Below are 22,103 nucleotides of genomic sequence, written 5' to 3' on the forward strand. Positions count from 1 at the left end.
CTGTCGCCTCGAAGGGAACCGAATCGCCGGCCAGAGCACTTTGGTTTATTTTAAGAACTATGGCGATCAATCCAGGATCTTGGTGAAAAATAATTATCTTAGTACAACCTGGACCGGCATCTTGGCATTTTCTTCGTACTATAGCAATTTATTGGTGACGATCGAGGGGAATACTATTATTGCTGACCGCGGAATTAACGGCGGGTTCAACTCTTTTAATATTTACAATAACACGATCCGGTCAATTTCGGGGGCCGGTTCCGAAGGGATCATAATGACCCAATGTCTGGGGACGATCGAGGCGAACCTGGTCAGCGGCTACAATACGACCGGGGTCAAGGTTACAGCGACTTCTTCATATAACGGCTTGACCAGGATCAGGCACAACACGATCGTCAATAATAAACAGTCGCTCTATATTTCCGGGAGTTCGGTTAATTCGATTGAGGTCTTTGATAATATTGTTACCGCCGCCCCGATCTTGGGGGGCTTTTACGCCGACAGTTCCGGGATAACCACCCAGACCCAGTACGCGCTGGTCCACCACAACTGTGTTTTTAACAACGAAACAAGTTATATCCTGGCGGCCGGGACCCAGGCGACCTTTGGTGAAATCAACGCCTCTCCCCGTTTTGTCTCGACCACGGCAAGCGATTACCGCCTCTACGGCGATTCGCCGTGCAAGGGGACAGCGTCCGACGGATCAAACATGGGGAAATACGGTGATATTGTCGCCAGCTCCGGCCTCCTGGCCGACTCTTATGTTGACGGGGTTTTGGGGAGTGATTCCAATACCGGCTCATTAGCTAGTCCGTTCAAGACTATTTCTAAAGCGACCTCTCTGACTGAAGGTGGGAAGGTTTATCTTCTTTCCGGTAGCTACGCCGCCGGTGAGACTTTCCCCCTTAACTTTACTTACGTTTCGATGCAGAGGCTGTACGCGACTTCCGAAGTCTCGATCGATTCCAGCGCTTCCGCCAATGATACGCTGATCCTGGGAGTGGCCGGGACAACTCTTGAAGGGATAACTCTTTATACCAGCAGCAGCGATAACACTTGTGTTCGCGTTGCCGCGCCGCGGGTTTCGATCCTTAACAACCGGATCACTAATTCAAAAACATCCGGTAATCGTAGGGCTTTGTACTTTAATGAAAATGCCAACAATGGTTTGGTTTCGGGAAACCAGATCAGGGCTAATGCCGGTTATTATGATTACTATGGGGCGGTTGATTTCAAGTACGGATTGGCTAATCAAACCGTAAACAACAATATTATTACCGCTGAAGCCGGTATCGCTATTTGGGTCCATCAGGGGGATCTGACGGCTGAAGGGAACACCGTCTTCGCGTTTGATGATGGCATTAAAGCCAGCGGCGCCGCTTTCGTTAAAATATCAGGCAATGTTGTTCATAAATATGGCGGCTGGAATGACTATGCCAGCGGGATTTCCGTTGGTGGGCCTCTCCTCTTGATCTCCTCAAACGAAGTTAATGGGTTTATTGACAGCAACAGTTATGGGATCGTGACCAACACAAGTTCCATCGCGACGATCGAGAACAACACCGTGGCGAAAAATTTAGTCGGCATTTCCGCTGGCACGTCCAATATTTACGCTTCAAATTATTTAAAAAATAATATCATTTCCGCCGCGCCGACTCTTGGGGGGTATGTTGCGGGGAGTATCGGCATTAAGGTTGAAGGGGTCGCGACATCAGAATACAACACCCTGTTTAACAATGCTACCGCTTATTCCGGCACGGCCAACAGCCAGTACCAGGACAATATTCTTAATCCCAGGTTTGTTAATCCCGCCGCCAACGATTTTCGCCTTTTTGCCGATTCCCCCTGTATCGGGACCGCTGATAACGGCGGGAACCGGGGTTGCTACGGCGCGGTCGCCCAAAGTTCCCCGATAACGACCGAATCTTACGTTTCTAACCAGGGGAGCGACTCCACCGGGACCGGGACCTATGCCGATCCGTGGAAGACAATATTTTACGCCCTGTCGACCGCCGAAGGGACAATCTATGTTCTGCCGGGGGTCTATGACAATATTACCAGCGGCGAAACGTTCCCGCTTTCCCTAACTTACGCGGAACTGCGCAAATACGACCCGCAATCGACGGTCGTCATTAATTCCAATACCAGCGCCGGCCATACGGTGATTATCCAAAAGGACAACATTTCCTTCGAAGGCTTTACCGTCAGGGGAAAAAGCGGGACCGCCTACTCGGCTTGTTTGTATGTTAACGCTAACGGCGCGGTGGTCAGGAATAACCTGATCTCGTCCGAATCGACCGCGATGGCCCCCCTGACCGCTTACGGCGGAGAAAATCTTTTTGAAGGGAACCAGCTCTATTCCACCGATAACTTTATTGTTCGGCTCGCGGCCGCGAATACCATTTTCCGGAACAATAGTTTCACCAGCCTTGATTCAGGGACCGGCGGCTACGGCTTTTACGCTACCAGCGGCTCTTTGCCGAATCTGACCTTTGAAGCGAACCGGATTATTGCCGACAACGCCATCTATTTCCTTGGCGCCAGTTGTCTGAACCTGGATATCAGGTCAAATACTATTGAGGCGAAAACACCGGCGAGCGGCGGTTATGGGATGGTGCTGGGGGGTTCGGGAAATATCTCTTCCAATGAGGTGCGCGGGTTCCAGGCCGCGCTAAGTGACCGGGCGGCGATTGTTTGCGACGCCGTTCCGCCGAATTACTTTACCGTCAACCACAATACCCTGGTCAAGAATTACCGGGGTGTTTATTCGACTAGCGGCAGTAATATCATCAAAAACAATATTATCTCCGCCGCGCCGGTCCTGGGGACATTTATTCCCGGAAGCGAAGGGATCAAGGTCCAAGAGTACGAGGAGGGCGTCGATTCTTCTTATAATACTTTCTTCAATACCGCGACCAATTATGTGGGGACAGTCTCTAACGAGACCGCGGATAACGAACAGAACCCTAAATTTGTCGATCCGAGTGGCAACGATTATCGCCTTCTTGCCGATTCCCCTTGTATCGCGGCGGCGGACGACGGCGGCAACCGCGGCGCTTTTGCAAGCGTTGGAACACCATCTTCTGTTACCAGCGAGTCTTATGTCGGTCCTTTTGGGAGCGACACGACCGGGAACGGGACTTTTGCCAACCCCTGGCGGACCATGACCAAAGCGCTCTCCCTGACCGAAGGGACGGTTTACGCCCTGCAGGGGAGCTATTCCGGACTGGAGACTTTCCCTCTCAACCTGGGGACCGCGACCCTGCGCAAGTATCCTTCGACCGCGCTGGTGACAATTGACGCCGGAGCGACTGCCGCCCACAATTTGGTCCTGGGAAACAATATTTCTCTTGAAGGGTTTACGGTTAAAAAGAACAACGGCAGTTATGCCTGCGTTTACGTCAACGGCGCCAATGTTACCCTGCTGAATAATATTATTTCCCAGGAGAGTAGCGGTAATGCCGTTTTTATTGACGGCAGTCGGTCGAATATTATCGGGAATAATATCTATTCATATAATTCCGCCTTGTATTATTCAAATAATTATTATCCGCTGACCTATATCAGGGATAACACTTTATTTTCGAATTGGTACAGCAACGGGATTGCCTTCTATCAAGCCTCTACCGGTAATATTTACGGCATTACCATTGAAGGGAATACAATTACCGCCGATTACGGGATTTATTCTTATTATCCTAATTATCTTCGCGGGGTAACGATCGATCGCAACAAGATCACGGCGACCCATCCGGGGACCTCGACCTATGCCGGGATGTATTTTTCGGGTGACGGGTCGATTGCTTCCAACGAGGTGCGCGGTTACCAAAGTTCAACCTATGGCGGCATATATCTTTATTATTCAACCGGGACCAATTTCCTTCTGGACAAAAATACGATAGTTCAAAATAATCGCGGGGTCAGGAGTAACAGCGCTGATATTATCATGACCAATAATATTATTGCCGGCGAAGTCGGGGGTTATTCCGCTACCGGGACCTACGGTCTTTACAGTAACAGTACCAATCAGATCACTTCGCGGTACAATACTTTCTTTGCCAACGATACCAATTACTATAATGTGACCGCCGGGAGCGGCGACAACACCGTTGATCCAAAATTCTACGATCCAAATAACCGGAATTATTATCTTCAGCCGGATTCTCCCTGTATCGACACCGGGACGCCGGAAGGGCTGGGGATTGACCGCGGGGCGTATGACTACGACTTTAGCGTCAGGGTGACCGCGCCGAATAGCGGCGAGGTCTGGCAGGCGGGGAGCGCCCGGAATATTACCTGGCAGTCGAGCGGTTTCCCGACTTCGATCAATTTATATTTATCCAGGGATGGCGGGGCCAGCTATCAGCAAATCACTACCAACGAGGCCGATGACGGGACCTACTCTTGGCTGGTTGACAGCACTTTTACCGATCAGGCCAGGGTTAAGGTTGAAGGCGTTAGCGCGCTTAGCGGGTTGTCAACGGATGAATCAGACGGCAATTTCACGATCACCCCGGCCACTTACTATTACGTTGATTCGATAAATGGGGCGAACAATTACAATGGGTTAACGACCGAAGTTTCCGGCGGCAACGGACCGTGGCAGACCCTCTCTTACGCCGGGACCCAGGATGTGGCCGGCTCAACCGTTGTCGCTCGGGGTGATTTCAGCGCCGACAACGGCGAGGTTTTCCCGATCATTATTGTCGGCCGGGTCTTTTCCGGGACCGGCACGACCGAGATCGATACCGGCCTTCTCGAGACCGACGGGGTTTCTGTGGAGGGGAACGGGACCCTGGAAGGTTTTGTCGTGCGGAGCGCCGCAACGGGTAATTATGCGGGGGTTAAGGTGACCGGGCCGAACGCCAGGCTGAACAATAACCAACTTCTGCTTAGCGCGGCGAGCGGGAATGCCCGCGCCCTGCATATTGACGCGGGCGGCGATAATTGCCGGGTCTATAACAACACCATCAGTTCCGAAGGACACCGGACCATTTCGGTCGGCAGCGGCGCCAACAACGTTGTCTTCAGCGACAACGTTATTACCAACCATTCTTCCGGTAGTGACGGCATTTATTTGGCTGGCGGCGACAGTATTACTGTTGAAGGGAACACCATTACCGCTAATTATGGTATTTATCAAGCCGGAGCCTGTACCAACTTTATCGCCAGGAACAACGTGATCATGGGCCTCGACGGCGGATCAAAGGCCGGGATCTACCTCAACGGCGACGGTAACATCACTTTGAACGAGATCCGCGATTATTTCGATCCGCTGGAAGGCGGCATCAATTGCGTCGCCGGCGGGACCTTTACCATCAACAAAAATACGATCGCCAAGAGCAACGTCGGGATCAGGTCGGCGGTCAACGCTAATATTTTAAACACGATCATTGCCGGGAGCGTTGGCGGATATACTACTACCGAAACGGTCAAAGGGATTGTTCAGACCGGCGGAACGGTAAATTCCAACTATAACGACCTATACGCGGTTAACGTGACTTACGAAGGGACGGTCGGCGGCGGGACCGGGACTATTTTTGACGATCCGCAGTTTGTCGACGCGGCCGGTAACGACTATCACCTGCAGGCGGCTTCCAATTGCATCGACGCCGGCGATCCCGACCCGCAATACAACGACCCCGACACTACCCGGGCCGATATGGGGGCCTATTACTACGACCACCCGATCTCACTAACCATCGGGGCGCCGCTAGCCGGCGACGTCTGGCAGAGAGGGAGTTGGCATAACATTACCTGGGAGGTCTCGCCGGGGACGGCCGATCGGATCGATATCTATTATTCAGCCGACAGCGGCGCGACCTATTCTGATCTGGCGACCGGGGAGGCTGACGATAATAGTTTCCCCTGGTTTGTCACCGAGGTCGCGACCGATACCGCCAGGATCAAGATCATCGCGACCCGGAGCAACGTAGTGACCGAAGAGTCGGGGATCTTTGCCGTTACTTCAGAGGCGGCCTATTACGTTAATCCGGTGACCGGCAACAACAGCTATAACGGTTTGACGTCGGAAGTTGGGAGCGGCAACAACGGGCCTTTCAAGACTTTGACCTACGCGGCGACCGCGGCGGCGGCGAGCAAGCCGATCTACGCCGCTTCGGGAACCTACAATACATCAGCCGGTGAAACTTTCCCGGTCACCATTTCCGGCCGGAACGTTTATGCTTCAGTAACCGGCCAGGCGACGATCGAAGAAGACGGCGGCGCCGGCACGGCGGTCAGCCTGGAGACAGCGGCCCGGCTTGAGGGTTTCTTCCTGAAAGGGAACGGCGGCAACGCCCTGTTGACGACTTCTTTTGAAGGGGTGGTCGTCTCCAGGAATATTATTAACGCGGAAAATTACACTTACGCTATCCTGGCCAATGCCGGTTACCCGACGATCGAAGGGAACACTATTTACCGCCAAACGACGGCAATCTACGGTTATACCAATTACGGCGTCAGGGCGACCGACGCGTATATCAATCGAAATACGATCGCCAGGTTCAGGTACGGCGTTTACGCCCTGGCCGGAACGGTGAAGAACAATATTATGGTCAACCAGCCGTCGCTTGACGCGGTCGCGGCGTCGGACAGCGTCGGTTTGTACGGCGGCGCCGGCTTGATCAACGGCTATAACGATACCTGGAACAACGGGGCCGATTATGGCGGCGCCTTTGCCTATGACGCGACCAATAAGTCGGAGTGCCCCGGGTTTTACGATTATGACGCTCAAGACTTCCGGCTTTACGCCTCAACCGGGACCTGGACCAATCCGTGTCTTGGGTTGGGTGAAGGGGGGGTCAATATCGGGGCTTACGATGGAGCTGGTCTTCCCGGGTCGCCTTATCAATATAATTCTTACGTCAGCGGGAGCGGCAATGACACGACCGGCGACGGTTCGATCGGCAACCCGTGGCGGAGCATCAGTAAGGCCTTAAGATATACCATTACTAAGATCAATGTCCTGGCCGGGACCTACAACCAGGCAAATGGCGACACTACCCCGATCAACCTCCGTGAGAGGATGCATATTTCCGGGGCGAGCCGGGATACGGTTACGCTGGAGGCGCTGGCCGCTACCGCCGCCTTCACCATGGGGAGCTACACGACGGTAGAAGGAATGCACCTGCTGGCCCTGGGTGAAGGGGGGAGCGCGGTCTATGGTTGGTCGCCGTTCTGGGGGACGGTTTATATCTCCTTTGGCGGAACGATCGTGATCAATGGACAGTACGCGTCGGTCCTCAACAATCGATTGACTACCCAAACCCAGGATACGGCGCTCTCCGCCTGCGACGGTTATTTTAACGCCAGCGGCAATATTTTAGTTAATTCTGCCAGAAATTTATCTTATGACAAACCGGCCGGACGGGGTATTGGGATTTACAACTATTTTGATGACACCATTAACAACTGGACGATCTATAAAAATGAGGTCAGGGAGTATGGGGATGGCATTTATATTAATGGAGACAATTACGGCGGGACGGTTGACCGGAATACTTTAGTGATGAACCATGATGGTATTACCTCTTCTTCAACCCAGACGGTGACCGTTAAGAATAACATTGTCATGAACCAACCCCGGCTTGATGGCGACATCTATTACACCTGGCGTTATTCGAGCGGGACAGATTATGGTTCAAATGGGATTAAAAAGAGAAACTCCAACGCGGTTTATTCTTGTAACTATAACAATGTTTGGCAGAATGAAACGGAATATGATTCCGGCGTGTCGGCCGGGCTTGGCGCCATCAGCTCCTCCCCTCATTTTGTCGCTCCCTGGAATGGTGATTATCGCTTCTATTCCACCTCTCCATGTATTAACGCCGGTGAGGGGGGGGTGGTCAATATCGGCGCTTATGACGGGGCGGGTGAAGCTGGTTCCCCCTATCGGGCGGAATCATACATTGACGGAGGCGGCAATGACACAACCGGAGATGGCTCGATCGGCAGCCCGTGGCGGACCCTGACCCGGGCGGCCAGATATACCGAGCGGAAAATCAATATCGGCGGCGGGCAGTATACCGCGGCGGCCGGCGAGTCCTTCCCGATCAAGTTTGGCTACAACCATCATCTTCAGGGGGCGGGACGCGATGTTTCCATAATTAACGCCAACTCAACCGCGACCGAAATTCTGCATATCGATCGAAACTCAACTATTGAAGGGATTTCTATTATCAACGGCATATATGATTTGTATGATTGGCTTATTCAGGTCCGCTGGAATAATAACTATCTTAGAAACAATCGGTTTAGCTCAAATGACGCGAGGAACATATACTTGCGCCGTGGTTCGTTGACCACCATTGAAGCCAATGAACTTATCAATACTTCCTTGACTCCTGGCGGATATGCTTTTGGTCTGACGGGCGGGACATGGGATAATGGCGGACAGGGATATTATATCTACCGCAATTTAATTGATGGAATGACCGTTTTTTACGGAGAAGATGGTGATTCTTCCGGTATAACCAACGCGGTTTCCAATATCGACCGGAACACGATTGTTCATGCGCCGCAGGGGATTACCGGCGATACCTTTAACGACGCGACCGCCGAAGTAACGAACAATATTATTTCCTATGCCGCCGCGCTTGACGGGACAGTCGAAGGCTATGGCATTTATAATCCCTACAGCGGAGGGAAAGAGCGGTTTGATACCAATCTAATTTGGCGGAACGGGATCGATGTTTACGCCCCTAATGGAGTGAATATTTCCAATACGATCTCACTATACCCTCGTTTTGTCGAGCCGTGGAACAGTGATTACCGGCTTTATTATGATTCACCGTGTATCGGAACCGGGATCGGCGGGGTTAATATTGGAGCGTATGATGGAACTGGAGAGGCTTACTCACCATATATAGCCGAATCCTTTGTCAGTGGCGAGGGGAGTGACGCGACCGGAGACGGGCTCTCCTGGGCGACCGCCTGGCGGACGTTGAGCAAAGCGAACCGTTACACCATTTATAATATTAATATCGGCAATGGAAATTACTCCGTGGCCAATGGGGAGTGGGGGAGCAGTTTCCAGCTTGGGGTCGAGCGGTATGTGCACGGCGTGACCCCAAGCACGGAGGTGGGGAACCTCAATGGCAACCATTTGACCGGCAATTTTGTGATGCATAATTTTACGACAATTGAAGGGTTAAATATTAACGGTCAGATCAGGTCTACCGGTCTTTGGAAAACTTATATTAAAAATAATGTAGTCAATTTCTACGCTGCCTGGGAAAAGGCGATTTACGCGGGGGATAGTTCACTTGGGCCCAATACCTGTATGGTAACGATCGAAGGAAATTATGTTTCCGGGGAAGCAGTTAATCCGATGTCCTCTGTTACTTATGGAATATTTGTATCAAGACCGGTAGCTCTGAAAATTTACCGGAACGTAATTAATAATTACAATTATGATCTTTATGTCAATGGTTATAATTTTCCTTCGGGTTCTCCCGGCCTGGTAAACAGGAATACGATTGCCGGCAAAAACTCATCTTACGCCAGATATGGGTTTTATAGCACCGATTCGACCGGCGGCTTGAGTAGTATTTTGTTGTTGAAGAACAATATAATTTATGGACGGGGATATGGGACCGGGGTTTATTGGAGCGGCACTTCGGTCCTTACCCCCAGCTACAATGACGTTTATAATTGGGCGACAGATTGGAACGGGGTTTCGCCCGATATCGGCGACATCTCTGTCGAGCCCGGGTTCTGGAGCCAGGCTACGCATGATTACCACTTGTTAGATATCTCCCCAAATAGGGCGAGCGGCACGCCGGCCGGGACCGATCGGGGAGCCTACGACTGGTTTGCCGATCCGTCTCTTCCTTTGGTGACGATCGAAGCTCCCAACGGGGGAGAAGATTGGCGCGGCGGGGTCAGCTACGAAGTGGTCTTTGCCGCCAGCAACCGGGAAGGGATCCTGGCCGATTCAGCAAGAATTTATTACACGACCGGCGAGGGGACCGCCTGGATAGAAGTGGCGACCCAGGAAGCGGTTGACGCCCCTTACTCCTGGACCACTCCGCTGATCTCAACCACGGAAGTCAAGGTTAGAGTTTCTGTTCAGGCTAACGGCGACCTGCATAATACCGGTTCCGACGAATCCAATGTCACTTTTGTCATCGATGCGACCTCGCCGGAAGTAACGATTATCAGCCCGCAGAGCGGTGAAGTTGTTTCCTCGGGCGCTTCTTATGATCTCCGCTGGGTGGCGACCGAAGAATGCGGCTTCAAGGCCAATCCGATCACGCTTTATTATTCCCTCGATACCGGAGAAACCTGGACGCAAATTGCCAGCCAGGAGCCGAACGACGGCGTTTATTCGTGGCCGGTGCCGGCGACCCTTGAATCGACCAGCGGTCGGGTTAGAGTTACGGCGGAAAATCGGGTCGGTTTGATCGGCGCGGCGATGACCGGTAATATTTTCTTCGGCTATGTTGATAACATTCCGCCGCTGGTGACCGTTGAAGCGCCGGCCAGCGGGGAAGTCTATCGCGGCGGCTCGGTCCAGACTATTTCCTTCGAAGCGACCGACGTTGCCGGGATCGGTCCGAATTCTCTGAAAATCTGGTATTCGATCGACAGCGGCTTGACCTATCCGAACCTGATCACCTCTGACGCGGCGGTCGTCTCTCCGTTCAGTTGGACGACCCCGGCCGATCTTTCAACGACTGAAGTTCGGGTCAAAGTAACGGTATCCGATAATTCCCTTTACCATAATTTAGGAACGGGAGAGTCCGGCGTCTTTGCGATCGATTCCGGCACCCCGGAGGTTTCGATCATCAATCCGAACGGCGGCGAGACCTTGTCAGCCGGGACTACTTATGAGATCACCTGGGCGGCGACCGATGAGGTCGGTTTCGGCGCCGGTCCCATCACCTTGCGTTATTCTCTCGATACCGGTGAGAGCTGGACCCTGATCGCCAGTCAGGAACCGAATGACAGTAGTTATATCTGGACGGTCCCTTCGGTCAACAGCGCCGGTTCCCGGGTCAGCGTTGAGGCGGTCGACCAGGTTGGTTATGTCGGTACGGCGATGAGCGCCGACGACTTTACCATTACTTACTCCGCTCCCGTCTCGCCGGAAGTCGATCACATTACCCTGTTTGACCGGGTGACCGGCGGCTTGAGTACGAATCAGCTGACGGTCTCTCTGGAAGCGTTCGGGGTCAGCGGCGAGCCGACTGCAATGAGCATTGCGCAAGACGCCGGCTTTACGGAGAACTCGACCGGCTGGACCACTTTCCTGGCGACGACCGAATATACCTTTACGGCCGGCGACGGCCTGCGGACCGCTTACTATAAAGTCAGGAACCTGACCTCGGATGAAAGCCAGGTTGTCAGCGATACCATTCTGGTCGACACCGTCTCGCCGACGGTCGGCAGTATCCTCCTGAAAGATCGGGTAACCGGCAGTACCGTTCTGACCAATCAATTGACCGTAACTTTGGAAGCGTTAAGCATCAGCGCCGACGCGGTCTCGATGCGGATCGCGCAAGACGCCGGCTTCACGGAGAACTCGACCGGCTGGACCACTCTCCTGGCGACGACCGAATATACCCTTACGGACGGTGACGGCCTACGGACCGCTTACTACCAGGTCCGCGATCTGGTCTCGAACGAAAGCAATATCGTTAATGATACGATCCTGGTCGACACCGCCTCACCGACGGTCGGCAGTATCCTCCTGAAAGATCGGGTAACCGGCAGTTTGTCTTATTCCAACGAACTGACGATTAGTCTCGAAGCGTTAAGCATCAGCGCCGACGCGGTCTCGATGCGGATCGCGCAAGACGCCGGCTTTACGGAGAATTCGACCGGCTGGACCACTCTCCTGGCGACGACCGAATACACTTTGACCGCGGGCGAGGGGCAAAGAACGGTTTACTACCAGGTCCGCGATCTGGTCTCGAACGAAAGCAATATCGTTAATGACGCGATCCTGGTCGACACCGCCTCGCCGACGGTTGGCAGTATCCTCCTGAAAGACCGAGTGACCGGCAGTACCGTTCTGACTAATCAATTGACCATAACTTTGGAAGCGTTAAGCATCAGCGCCGACGCGGTCTCGATGCGGATCGCGCAAGACGCCGGCTTCACGGAGAATTCGACCGGCTGGACCACTCTCCTGGCGACGACCGAATATACCTTTACGGCCGGTGACGGCCTGCGGACCGCTTACTACCAGGTCCGCGACGCCGCTTCGAATGAAAGCAACGTTGTTAATGACGCGATCCTGGTCGATACCGCTTCGCCGGCGGTCGGCAGTATCCTCCTGAAAGATCGGGTAACCGGCAGTTTGTCTTATTCCAACGAACTGACGATTAGTCTCGAAGCGTTAAGCATCAGCGCCGACGCGGTCTCGATGCGGATCGCGCAAGACGCCGGCTTTACGGAGAATTCGACCGGCTGGACCACTCTCCTGGCGACGACCGAATACACTTTGACCGCGGGCGAGGGGCAAAGAACGGTTTACTTTAAGGTCCGCGATATTTCTTCCAACGAAAGCAATGTGGTCAGCGACGGCATAACAATCGATACCGTTTCACCGGAAGTCGATCATATTACTTTGTTTGATCGGGTGACCGGCAGTTCGCTGTATTCCTCGGCTTCCCTGATTTCTCTGGAAGCGTTCGGGGTGAGCGCCGACGCGGTTTCGATGCGGATCGCCCGCGACGCCGGATTTACTCAAGGGGAGACCGGCTGGATTGCTTATAATTCAAGGTACGAATTTACTCTGGCTGACGGCGAGGGGACCCGCGAGGCTTACTACCTTGTCCGCGACGCCGCCTCCAACGAAAGCCTGGCGGCAAGCGCCCAAATCGTGGTTAATTTCGGCCCGGCCGCGCCAACGGTCCTGCTTAAAGATCGGTTGAGCGGCAGTACTGTTTATAGTAAAGACGCGACCATCACTTTGGAGGTGGCGGCGGCGCCTGATATTGTTCAGATGAGGGCCGCCGGCAACAATCTTTTTGACGGCAGCGGCAATGATACCGGCTGGATAACTTATGAAGCGTCGCGGCTTTACACGCTGACGGACGGTGACGGCATCAGGCTCGTCTATGTTAAGGTTCGGGACGTCGCCTCCAATGAATCGCCGACCGGTAGCGACGGTATTATTCTTGATACGGCCGGTCCGACCGCGCCTAACCTGGTGACTCCGGCGAATAACGCCTACGTCAATAATAATCTAACGACCCTGATCTGGAACGCGGCGATCGACGCGACCAGCGGGATCGCCAATTATGAAATGACGATCGACGGCTCGATCGTCGCTACCTTGGGGGCGGCGACTTCTTACGCCGTAACCGGGGCGCTGTCCGATGCCGCTCACAGTTGGAGGATCAGAGCGCGCGATAATGCCGGCAATTGGAGCGCGAACTCTTCGACCTGGACCTTCACCGTCGATACCAGTTTGCCGGCGGTCTCGGTTATAGCGCCGTCGGCTGGAGCATTGGTCTCCGGCACCGCTTATGCCATTCAATACTCGGCGGCCGATAGCGTCGGTTTTGGGCCGACCCCCATTACGATCTCATTGTCGCTTAATGGGGGGGCGACCTGGTCGGTTATAGCCGCGGGGTTAGCCAACAGCGGGACTTATGACTGGGCCTTGCCGTCGAGTTACTCGACCGATTCAATGATTAAACTGGAGGCGGTCGATCTGGCGGGGAATAGCGGATCGGGAACCAGCGGGACCTTTACGCTCGGTCGGGTAGAGGAGCCGAATCCGGTCGCCTTTGTTAAGATGGACGGTCAGTTGCCGCAGTTGTGGGTGTCGATCGCCGGGGTAACGTTGGAGAGCGGGGATTACATCAGTAAGCGGCCGAAGTTTGAAGTGACAATGGTGGATAACGTGGCGATCGATAAGAACTATTATGAAGTTGTGCTCGACGGGACGGAGATGGTGATGAAAGCCGATTTGGTAACGTCTTACATGGTCAAGATGTCCGGGGACGCGCCCGAAGAGCTGGCCGATGAATCGGTCAAGACCCACACCCTTTATGTGGAAGGAAGAGATATGTCGAACAATCTCGTTTCTAAGACGATCGATAATCTGCGGGTCGCGACCAGCGGCTCGGTCGGGGTCCTTGGCGGTAAACTGTCCGTCTTTCCGATGCCGTTTTCTTCTTCCGTCGATAAAGAATTCGGCGTGGCTTATAACCTGACCAAAGACGCCCAGGTCTCGATCTACCTGATCAGCGGGGGCGGTCACCAGGTCATTACCCGGCTCTATTTGCCGGGGACCAACGGCGGCAAAGCCGGCTTTAACCAGGTCAAGATCGAAGCGGTCCGCGACGATACCGGGAGCCGGCTGGCGAACGGGATCTATGTCATCAGAGTGATTGGCGATTATAATCCGATCGGCAAAGCTTACCTGGTCATTTATAATTAAATTGGTGGAATCTTCGGCCTTGATAGGTTATTATTAAAAACAAATTGAAGGGAGCGGCAAATGAGATCAATTAGGGCCTTTTTCGGCGTTGTCGCCGTTGTATTGCTGTTTTCTTCGGTTGTCGCGGCGCAAATCGCCGTTTCCAACGACCCGACCTATATCGGCGTCGGCGCCCGGACCTTGGGGATGGGGAAAGCTTATGCTGGCGTGGCCGATGATCTGCTCGGTATTTTCAGCAATCCCGCGTCTTTAGCCTATCTCTCCAACTGGCAGTTGACCACGATGGCCGGTAAGTTTATTAATGAATACGATTATTTGAATTTCGGCGGCGCTTATCCGACTAATTATGGAACGTTCGGTCTCGGTTTGGTCAGCAGTAGCATCGGTTTTACCGGTCCGGGCGTCACGACCGAGGTCCAGGACGGGGTGCGTTACGTTCCGTCGTCTTCAGAAGGGACCAGCTTCTCTTACAGCACTAAAACCTTGCTCTTGTCGTGGGGAGCGCCGCTCAAAGGGTTCATGAACTGGAGGGTTTTGGATAACCTTGCCGCCGGGGCGACGCTGAAGTTTTATTTTGCCAATATAACCGGGCCCGGGATCACCGGCGGTAATGCCGGCGGCAACGAAATTGATTTGGCGCTCCATTATGTGCCTAATAATGTTTTTAAGGCCGGGATGGTGCTGCAAAACGCCCTCCCTTTTTCAATGGGGGGTAAAATGAAATGGGACAGCGGAGCGGAAGAATCGTTTCCCGCGCTTCTCAAGACCGGCTTCAGCTTCAGGGTTCTCGGGGCAAAAGGCTGGCGCCGGCTCGGCGATCATGAGCTGTCCTACAATTTCGATTATGATTATTATCCGACCAATTATAGTCTGCCCAGTCTTTTCCACCAAGGGGTGGAATGGTCGCCGATCGATTTCCTCGATCTGCGGGCCGGCATCGATCAGGATTACGTCGGCCGGAACAACGGGGCCGATATTGAGTTTACCAACAACCTGACCTTGGGTGTCGGCTTGTATTACGGCAACTATCGATTCGATTACGCGTTTCACCAGTATAACCAGGTTTCCGCCAATGATACCCATTATTTTTCGATCACTTATGGAGTGAGTCGCGGGAAACCGTCGGCCGAGGCGGTCGCGATCAAAAACTTTTCGATCATTCCGACCGATAAAAGTGTTCTCTATACCCAGGAAGCGGTGGTTGCCGGCGAAGTTCTGAATTGGCTGATCCGTCGGGTGACGGTGAACAGCCGGGAAGTCGCGGTTGGAGACGACGGCAAATTCCAACTTAACCTTTCCTTGCGGCCGGGCAAGAACACCGTCCGGGTTGCCGGGTATGACGCCAAGGACCGGCTGATCGGGAGCGAGCGAATCCGCTTATTGAGCATGAAGAGCTTTGACGACGTTCCCGCCAATTACTGGGCGATTTTTCCGATCGCTTATTTAGCGATGGAAAACGTTCTAACCGGTTATCCCGACGGTACCTTTAGGCCGGAAGGGAATATCACCCGGGCGGAAATGGCGACGATGCTGGTCAAAACCATGTCCCCGCTGGGAGAACAGCAGACGGCGCAGCGAAAAAAGATCCAGGAGCTGATCATTGCCGGGGTTATTGAACCGACCGATTTCAGTCCGGAAAAAGGGCTTTCCCGCGGCGATCTCGCCAAATGGCTGGTCAAAGCGAACGATCTTTCTTTCCCGTCGGTCGAGCAGGATGTCGCGCCCGATGTCAAAAAAGACAATAGGTTTGCGCCTTATGTCCGAGCGGTCGTTGACGCTGGGCTGATGGTGCCGTTTTTTTCCGATGGATCTTTCCATCCGGAAATGGCGATCACTATGGATGAGGAAAAAGCGCTGATCGCCAAAGCGACCGGAGAAAAAGCCGCCGCGCCCGGCCGGCAGCCCTTTGCCGATGTGCCGCTGGACCACTGGGCGGTCATGTTTATCGACCAAGGGGCTCAAGACGGGTTGATCAAAGGGTATCCCGACAAAACCTTCCGGCCGCGGGGGAATATTACCAGGGCCGAGGGGGTCTCGGTCCTTTCCCGCTTTGCCAAACTGGGCGAGCCGCGCTTGCTGGAACTGCCGTTCTCCGACCTGCCGGGGCGTCATTGGGCGATCAAAGAGGTCAGCGCCGCGAAAGAAGCGGGGATCTTAAGTTACCTTGAGGGGTTTAGATTCGAGCCGAACAAGCAGCTGACCCGCGCCGAAGTGGCTGAAATGGTCACCAAAACCGGCTACTTTGCCGATAAAGTCCGCCTTCTTCTTGACTGGAACACCGGTTATTAATAAGTTATAATAAAACTCATGAAGATCAAGAGAACCATTAACTGCGGGGAAGTACGGGCCGAAAGGGAGGGGGAGAAGGTAGGTCTCTGCGGCTGGGTCCATCGCCGCCGCGATCACGGCGGCCTGATCTTTATCGACCTGCGCGATCGCTCCGGCCTGATCCAGATAGTTTTTAACGAAGAGAATAAGGCTTTGCATGCCTTAGCCCAACAACTCCGCTCCGAGTATGTGATCGCCGTCAGCGGTATCGTCGTGAAACGGTCCGAAGCGACCATCAAGCGTGATCTTCCGACCGGCGAGATCGAAGTGACCGGAGAAGAGCTGGAGATCTTAAATGCCGCCAAGACCCCGACGATCGAGATCGCCGACCCCAGGACCGAACCGGATGAGATGGTCCGTTTGAAATACCGGTATCTTGATCTGCGCAAAGAAAAAATGCGGGAAAATCTGATCTTCCGCCACAAGATCACCAAGGCAATGTCCGATTTTCTCGATGACGAAGGATTCCTGGCGATCGAAACGCCGTTCCTCGGTAAATCAACGCCGGAAGGGGCGAGGGATTATCTGGTCCCCAGCCGGGTCAGTCCCGGCAAGTTCTACGCCCTGCCCCAATCTCCCCAGCTTTATAAACAGATCCTGATGGTCGCCGGAGTCGAGAAGTACTTTCAGATCGCCCGCTGTTTCCGGGACGAGGACCTGCGGGCCGACCGCCAGCCGGAATTTACCCAGCTTGATCTTGAGCTTTCTTTTGTCGAAGAAAAAGATGTTATCGAAATGATGGAACGGATGATCAAACAGACTCTCGCTGCCCTGGCTAAAGACATCGACCAATACCGGGGAAAACACCTGCCGCAGGTCAGCCTGCCTCTTCCCCGCTTGAGCTGGGAAGAGGCGATGAACCGTTACGGCAACGATAAACCGGATACCCGTTTCGGCCTGGAACTGATCGAACTCTCCGACCTGATGAAGGAGGTCGATTTTAAGGTTTTCCGCGAAACGGTCGACAAAGGCGGCCGGGTGAAGGGGCTCAATATCAAGGGGGGCTCGAAGTTCTCCCGCGCCGAGATCGATAAACTGGAAGAGCTGGCTAAAAGTTTTGGGGCCAAGGGGATGGCCTGGATCGCCATCAATGCCGACGGCCTGAAATCACCGATCGTTAAATTTTTCAAGGAAGAGCAGCTTAACGCGATCGTTGACCGGATGAAGGGCGAGGCTGGTGATATCTTAGTCTTTATCGCCGATAAAACTAAAGTCGTGCATCAGGTCTTGAGCGAACTCCGCCTGGAACTGGGCCGTAAAATGGGGTTGATCGATAATAACAGTTTTCATTTCCTCTGGGTGACTGATTTCCCGCTACTGGAATACAGCGAGAGCGAAAAACGCTGGGTTTCCAATCATCACCCCTTCACGGCGCCGCACGGCAGTTGGGACGATTTGGAAGACCGCTTCCTTAAAGACCCAGCTTCGATCAAAGCGCAGGCTTATGATCTGATCCTCAACGGGACCGAAATCGGCGGCGGTTCGATCCGTATCCATCGCCCCGATGTTCAAGCGAAGATATTTAAGCTCTTATCCCTCGGAGAAGAAGAGACCCGGTCCCGTTTCGGCTTCTTTTTGGAAGCGCTGGAATACGGGGCGCCGCCGCACGGCGGGATCGCCTTAGGGATGGACCGGTTGGTGATGCTCCTGGCGGGGATGGACTCGATCCGCGACGTGATCGCTTTCCCGAAGACCCAATCGGCGTTCTGTCCGCTTTCGGGGGCGCCGGACGTAGTTTCTCCCAACCAATTGAAAGAACTGCAGATCAAAGTTTTGTAGAACCCTCACCCCGTCACTCACTTCGTTCGTGACACCCCTCTCCCAGGGGGAGAGGGGAAATACTTTTTTTTAACTTAAACCTAAGCCCTCTCCCTTTGGGAGAGGGCGACACGATGAGCGAAGCGAAATCGTGTCGGGTGAGGGTTATTATAAACTAGTTCTCCACGGCGTATTTCACCGTATTGTTCGTCGCGTCCCAATAGCTGATGTGGGGTTTATTGTCGCTGCCGATCGCGATATCCGTATCCTGGCCGACCGAACCGGTGCTGTCGATCGGGGAGCGGAGCCAAGCTCCGCTCCTGTTGGTCGCGTAGATCAGCGCCGAATTGGTCGCGTCGTAGTAACTGACGTGCGCTTTCCTGTTCCCGTCAACCGCGATCGAGCAGAACTGGCCGTTATCGGCGGTCCCGTCGATCGTTTCCACACTCCAAACCCCGTTCTTCTTCGCGTATTTTAAGGTATGAGTGGTCGCGTTGTAATAACAGATGTGCGGAACATTACCGCTGTCGACCGTTAAGGCGCTGTACTGGCCGACATCCTCGACGCTGTCGACCGTTTCAAACGATTTTGAGCCGCTTGAAGAGATCCGGACGTATTTCAGGGCTTTGTTGGCCGCGTCGTAATAACTAAGGTGGATATTATCGCCGCCGTCAACGGCGAGCGAAGTATAGAGTCCGGTAGCGCTTGAACTGTCGAGGATGGAAATCACCCAACCGCCGCTCTTGTTAGTGGCGTATTTCAGGGCCTGGTTGTTCCAGTCGTAATAGCTGATATGGACCTTGCCGAAGCTATCGACCCCGATCGAAGTGTAATAACCGACGTCGATCCCGGTCGGGTTATCGATCACGGCGGTCACCCAGGAGCCGCTGCCGCCGTAAGCGTAAGCGAGCCCGGCGGTCGTGGCGTAGTAGCTGATGTGGGCCTGATGCCCGCTGTCGACGGCGATCGAGGAGTAGAGGCCCCGGTCGGCGTCGCTGTCGACGGTTTCGAAGGTCCAGGCGGAGAGCCCTCCGGCGGCGTACTTGAGATCTTCGGTGTCTTTTTGATAGTAGCTGATGTGGGCCTTGTTGCCGTCCGTTTTATCGACAGCGATCGAACTGTAGATATTGCCGTTCTGGCCGGTTGAAGCGATATTTTGGTAAGAAAAACTGCCGCCGCCGGTAATTGGGACGGTGACCGGCGTGGTATTAATGGTCGTTGACGTGGTTGTCGTCGCGCTGGTTGAAGTGGTGGTTGTGGTGGTCGTGGTGGTGGCTGAAGCCGGAAGTTCGCGCCCGCAACCGACCGGGAGAACCGCGGCCAGCAGGAGGGCGACGGCAAGTAAAAAAGCTCGGGGGCTTAAAGATCTATCCATTGCTGATTGAAAATTCTAATACATATGTTAAACTTATTCAAGGATCCAATCCCTGCCGCGCGCGGGGATTTTTTTTGGCCGGAAGGAGAAAGAATGCCAGTTTCAGTTATTGTCGGAACTCAATGGGGGGACGAAGGAAAAGGGAAGATCACCGATCTCCTGTCGCGGGACATGGAGATGGTTGTTCGCTACCAGGGCGGAAATAACGCCGGCCATACGGTAGTTATTGGCGAGACCAAGTACAAACTCCATCTCATCCCGTCCGGCATCTTTTATGACAAGACGATTTGCGTTATCGGCAACGGGGTAGTTATCGACCCGGCCGTTCTGCTTGAGGAGATCAAGTCGCTCCGGGCGACCGGCCAAAAGGTTTCTAATCTGCGGATCTCTTCCCAGGCTCACCTGATCTTTCAATATCACCGGGACCTGGACGCCGCGCAGGAAGATAAGCATGAAGCGGGCCGGATCGGGACCACCAACCGGGGGATCGGTCCCTGTTACGTTGATAAGTTCAACCGCCGCGGGATCCGGATCTGGGACTTTACCAATAAAGACGTTTTTCGCCAGAAACTAGACTGGAATATCCGGGAAAAATCTTTTCTGTTAAATAATTACTACGGGCGCAACATCAACTATAATGTTGACCAGATCATCGAAGAATATTTTACTTATTATAACGAGATCAAAGAGCTGGTGGTCGAAGAGTCGACCTCGCTTATCCATGAAGCGATCAGCGGGGGAAAAAGGGTCTTAATGGAGGGGGCGCAAGGGACGATGCTTGATGTCGATCATGGGACCTATCCTTACGTTACTTCTTCCAACCCGATCTCCGGCGGCGCCTGCAGCGGGGCCGGCTTTGGGCCGAGCCTGGTTGACAGCGTGCTTGGCGTGGCGAAAGCTTATGTTACCAGGGTAGGGAGCGGACCGTTCCCGACCGAGATCGAAGGGGAGCTGGGGGAAAAACTGCGCGAGCGGGGGGCGGAGTACGGGACGACGACCGGACGGCCGCGGCGCTGCGGCTGGTTCGACGGAGTGGTCATGCGCCACGCCGCCAAGATCAACGGCTTAACCGAACTGGCGATCACCAAAATGGACGTCCTTGACTCGTTCGACAAGATCCTGGTTTGCGTCGCTTACGAATGTAACGGCAAGAGGGTCCTGGATTTCCCGACCGATATTAATCGCCTGGCCGAATGTCGGCCGGTTTACGAAGAATTGCCGGGGTGGCAGAGTGATACGACCAAAGTCACGAATTATAAGGATTTGCCGGCTAATGCCAGGAAGTATCTGGATAAACTGGCCAAATTGGCTGAAGCGAAGATCTCTCTCATTTCGGTCGGCGCCGAGCGCGGCCAGATCATTAAGCTTTAGGGGAGAAATCCCAGCACGAACGGATAGTTGAAAATATTGAGGGCGGCGTTGACTTGGCCGATCGTTGCCTGGTTGGTAAAGGTGGTCAAATCTTCTCCTGTCCTGGCCATGGCCACGATTTGGCGGCAAGAAAGAAATAAACCGGCTTGAGAGAGTAACGCGGTAAAATCTTGTTCGCTGACGTTGGAGTTGCTTTCTCTGGCCAGAAAGCTTGCCGCCTGCAAATAAACCGACGGCCAGGCGATCTTTCGATAATGACTCCCAAAACTCAAGCCGCTGGCCATCTCCCCCATTTGATCGGCTCTTTGCTTGTTAAACGCCAGCATCGACTCCACTTCGGTTAGGCCAAAATGGCCGAAGGTTGACGCGGTGGCTTGTTTATTTGAAAATAATTTAATCGTGAGGTCGTTCCAAACTTCGTAACGGACCAGTCCGAATTTCAGGTTTGGATCGATCGGCTTTCTGGGATCGACAACCAGTTTTGTTCCGGAACTTAAATAGCCCGGGAATTCACTGACTTTTGGCAGATCACAGGAGATCCTATTTCCCCAAAAAATGATTTCATCCCCCAACTGAAGGGGGCTCCAGTTCGTTGCGTCGACCAGCCAGGTTTCCTCGGTATTGTTGAGCGGTTTTTTTATGATGACTTCTCCGGGGGGGAGGTCGATCGGGTGGAGCTTGATTCCGTATGTTTTTGGGCGATCAAACCAGTGCAGGTCAAAAACGATTCCCTGGTGGGAAAAATCGACTGTTTTGCCCTTTGCCAGTTCGGGAAAGCTTCTTTGGGTAATTAATCTGCCGCAGATGCTTGTATGTCTGACCCTGATTGATTGTGTCATCTCTCTATATTTATCGTCAAAAAACTGCTAA

At 53.6% G+C, this 22,103-nt stretch carries 6 protein-coding genes (1 of these 6 running past the window's edge); 4 read left to right on the forward strand and 2 right to left on the reverse strand.

The window, feature by feature from the left end:
* The 3 genes in view from WC772_01690 to aspS are tightly spaced (at most 60 nt apart) and all read left to right on the forward strand, a layout consistent with a single transcriptional unit that may run on beyond the window.
* Window positions 1–14,401: the 3' portion of a DUF2341 domain-containing protein gene (locus WC772_01690; GenBank protein ID MFA6169468.1), read on the forward strand. It extends 13,340 nt beyond the left edge of the window; only the last 14,401 of its 27,741 coding nucleotides appear in the window; its start codon lies beyond the left edge, outside the window; it ends in the stop codon at window positions 14,399–14,401.
* Window positions 14,402–14,461: 60 nt separating this feature from the next.
* Window positions 14,462–16,690, forward strand: a complete 2,229-nt coding sequence (locus WC772_01695; GenBank protein ID MFA6169469.1) for an S-layer homology domain-containing protein — start codon at window positions 14,462–14,464, stop codon at window positions 16,688–16,690.
* An 18-nt stretch (window positions 16,691–16,708) separates the two neighbouring features.
* Window positions 16,709–18,508 carry an aspartate--tRNA ligase gene (gene aspS / locus WC772_01700; GenBank protein ID MFA6169470.1) on the forward strand — a complete coding sequence of 600 codons (1,800 nt, stop codon included), beginning with the start codon at window positions 16,709–16,711 and terminating at the stop codon, window positions 18,506–18,508.
* A gap of 154 nt (window positions 18,509–18,662) precedes the next feature.
* Here the strand turns inward: aspS and WC772_01705 are convergent, their stop codons facing one another.
* On the reverse strand, window positions 18,663–19,862 hold the full coding sequence (locus WC772_01705) for a hypothetical protein (protein MFA6169471.1): 1,200 nt from the start codon (window positions 19,860–19,862) through the stop codon (window positions 18,663–18,665).
* Between the two features lie 93 nt (window positions 19,863–19,955).
* Between WC772_01705 and WC772_01710 the strand changes: the two genes are divergently transcribed.
* On the forward strand, window positions 19,956–21,233 hold the full coding sequence (locus WC772_01710; protein ID MFA6169472.1) for an adenylosuccinate synthase: 1,278 nt from the start codon (window positions 19,956–19,958) through the stop codon (window positions 21,231–21,233).
* Here WC772_01710 and WC772_01715 read toward each other — a convergent pair.
* Complete coding sequence (locus WC772_01715) at window positions 21,230–22,072, reverse strand: hypothetical protein (protein MFA6169473.1); 843 nt, start codon at window positions 22,070–22,072, stop codon at window positions 21,230–21,232. The genes WC772_01710 and WC772_01715 overlap by 4 nt on opposite strands.
* Between the last annotated feature and the right edge of the window lie 31 nt (window positions 22,073–22,103).

It is taken from the genome of Candidatus Margulisiibacteriota bacterium (assembly GCA_041661965.1).
Classification (GTDB): domain Bacteria; phylum Margulisbacteria; class WOR-1; order O2-12-FULL-45-9; family XYB2-FULL-48-7; genus XYB2-FULL-45-9.

Bases quoted from the DNA above. Each gene is read 5' to 3' on its own strand.
- WC772_01695 (MFA6169469.1), top strand. From the start codon at position 14,462: ATGAGATCAATTAGGGCCTTTTTCGGCGTTGTCGCCGTTGTATTGCTG.
- aspS (MFA6169470.1), top strand. From the start codon at position 16,709: ATGAAGATCAAGAGAACCATTAACTGCGGGGAAGTACGGGCCGAAAGG.
- WC772_01705 (MFA6169471.1), bottom strand. From the start codon at position 19,862: ATGGATAGATCTTTAAGCCCCCGAGCTTTTTTACTTGCCGTCGCCCTC.
- WC772_01710 (MFA6169472.1), top strand. From the start codon at position 19,956: ATGCCAGTTTCAGTTATTGTCGGAACTCAATGGGGGGACGAAGGAAAA.
- WC772_01715 (MFA6169473.1), bottom strand. From the start codon at position 22,072: ATGACACAATCAATCAGGGTCAGACATACAAGCATCTGCGGCAGATTA.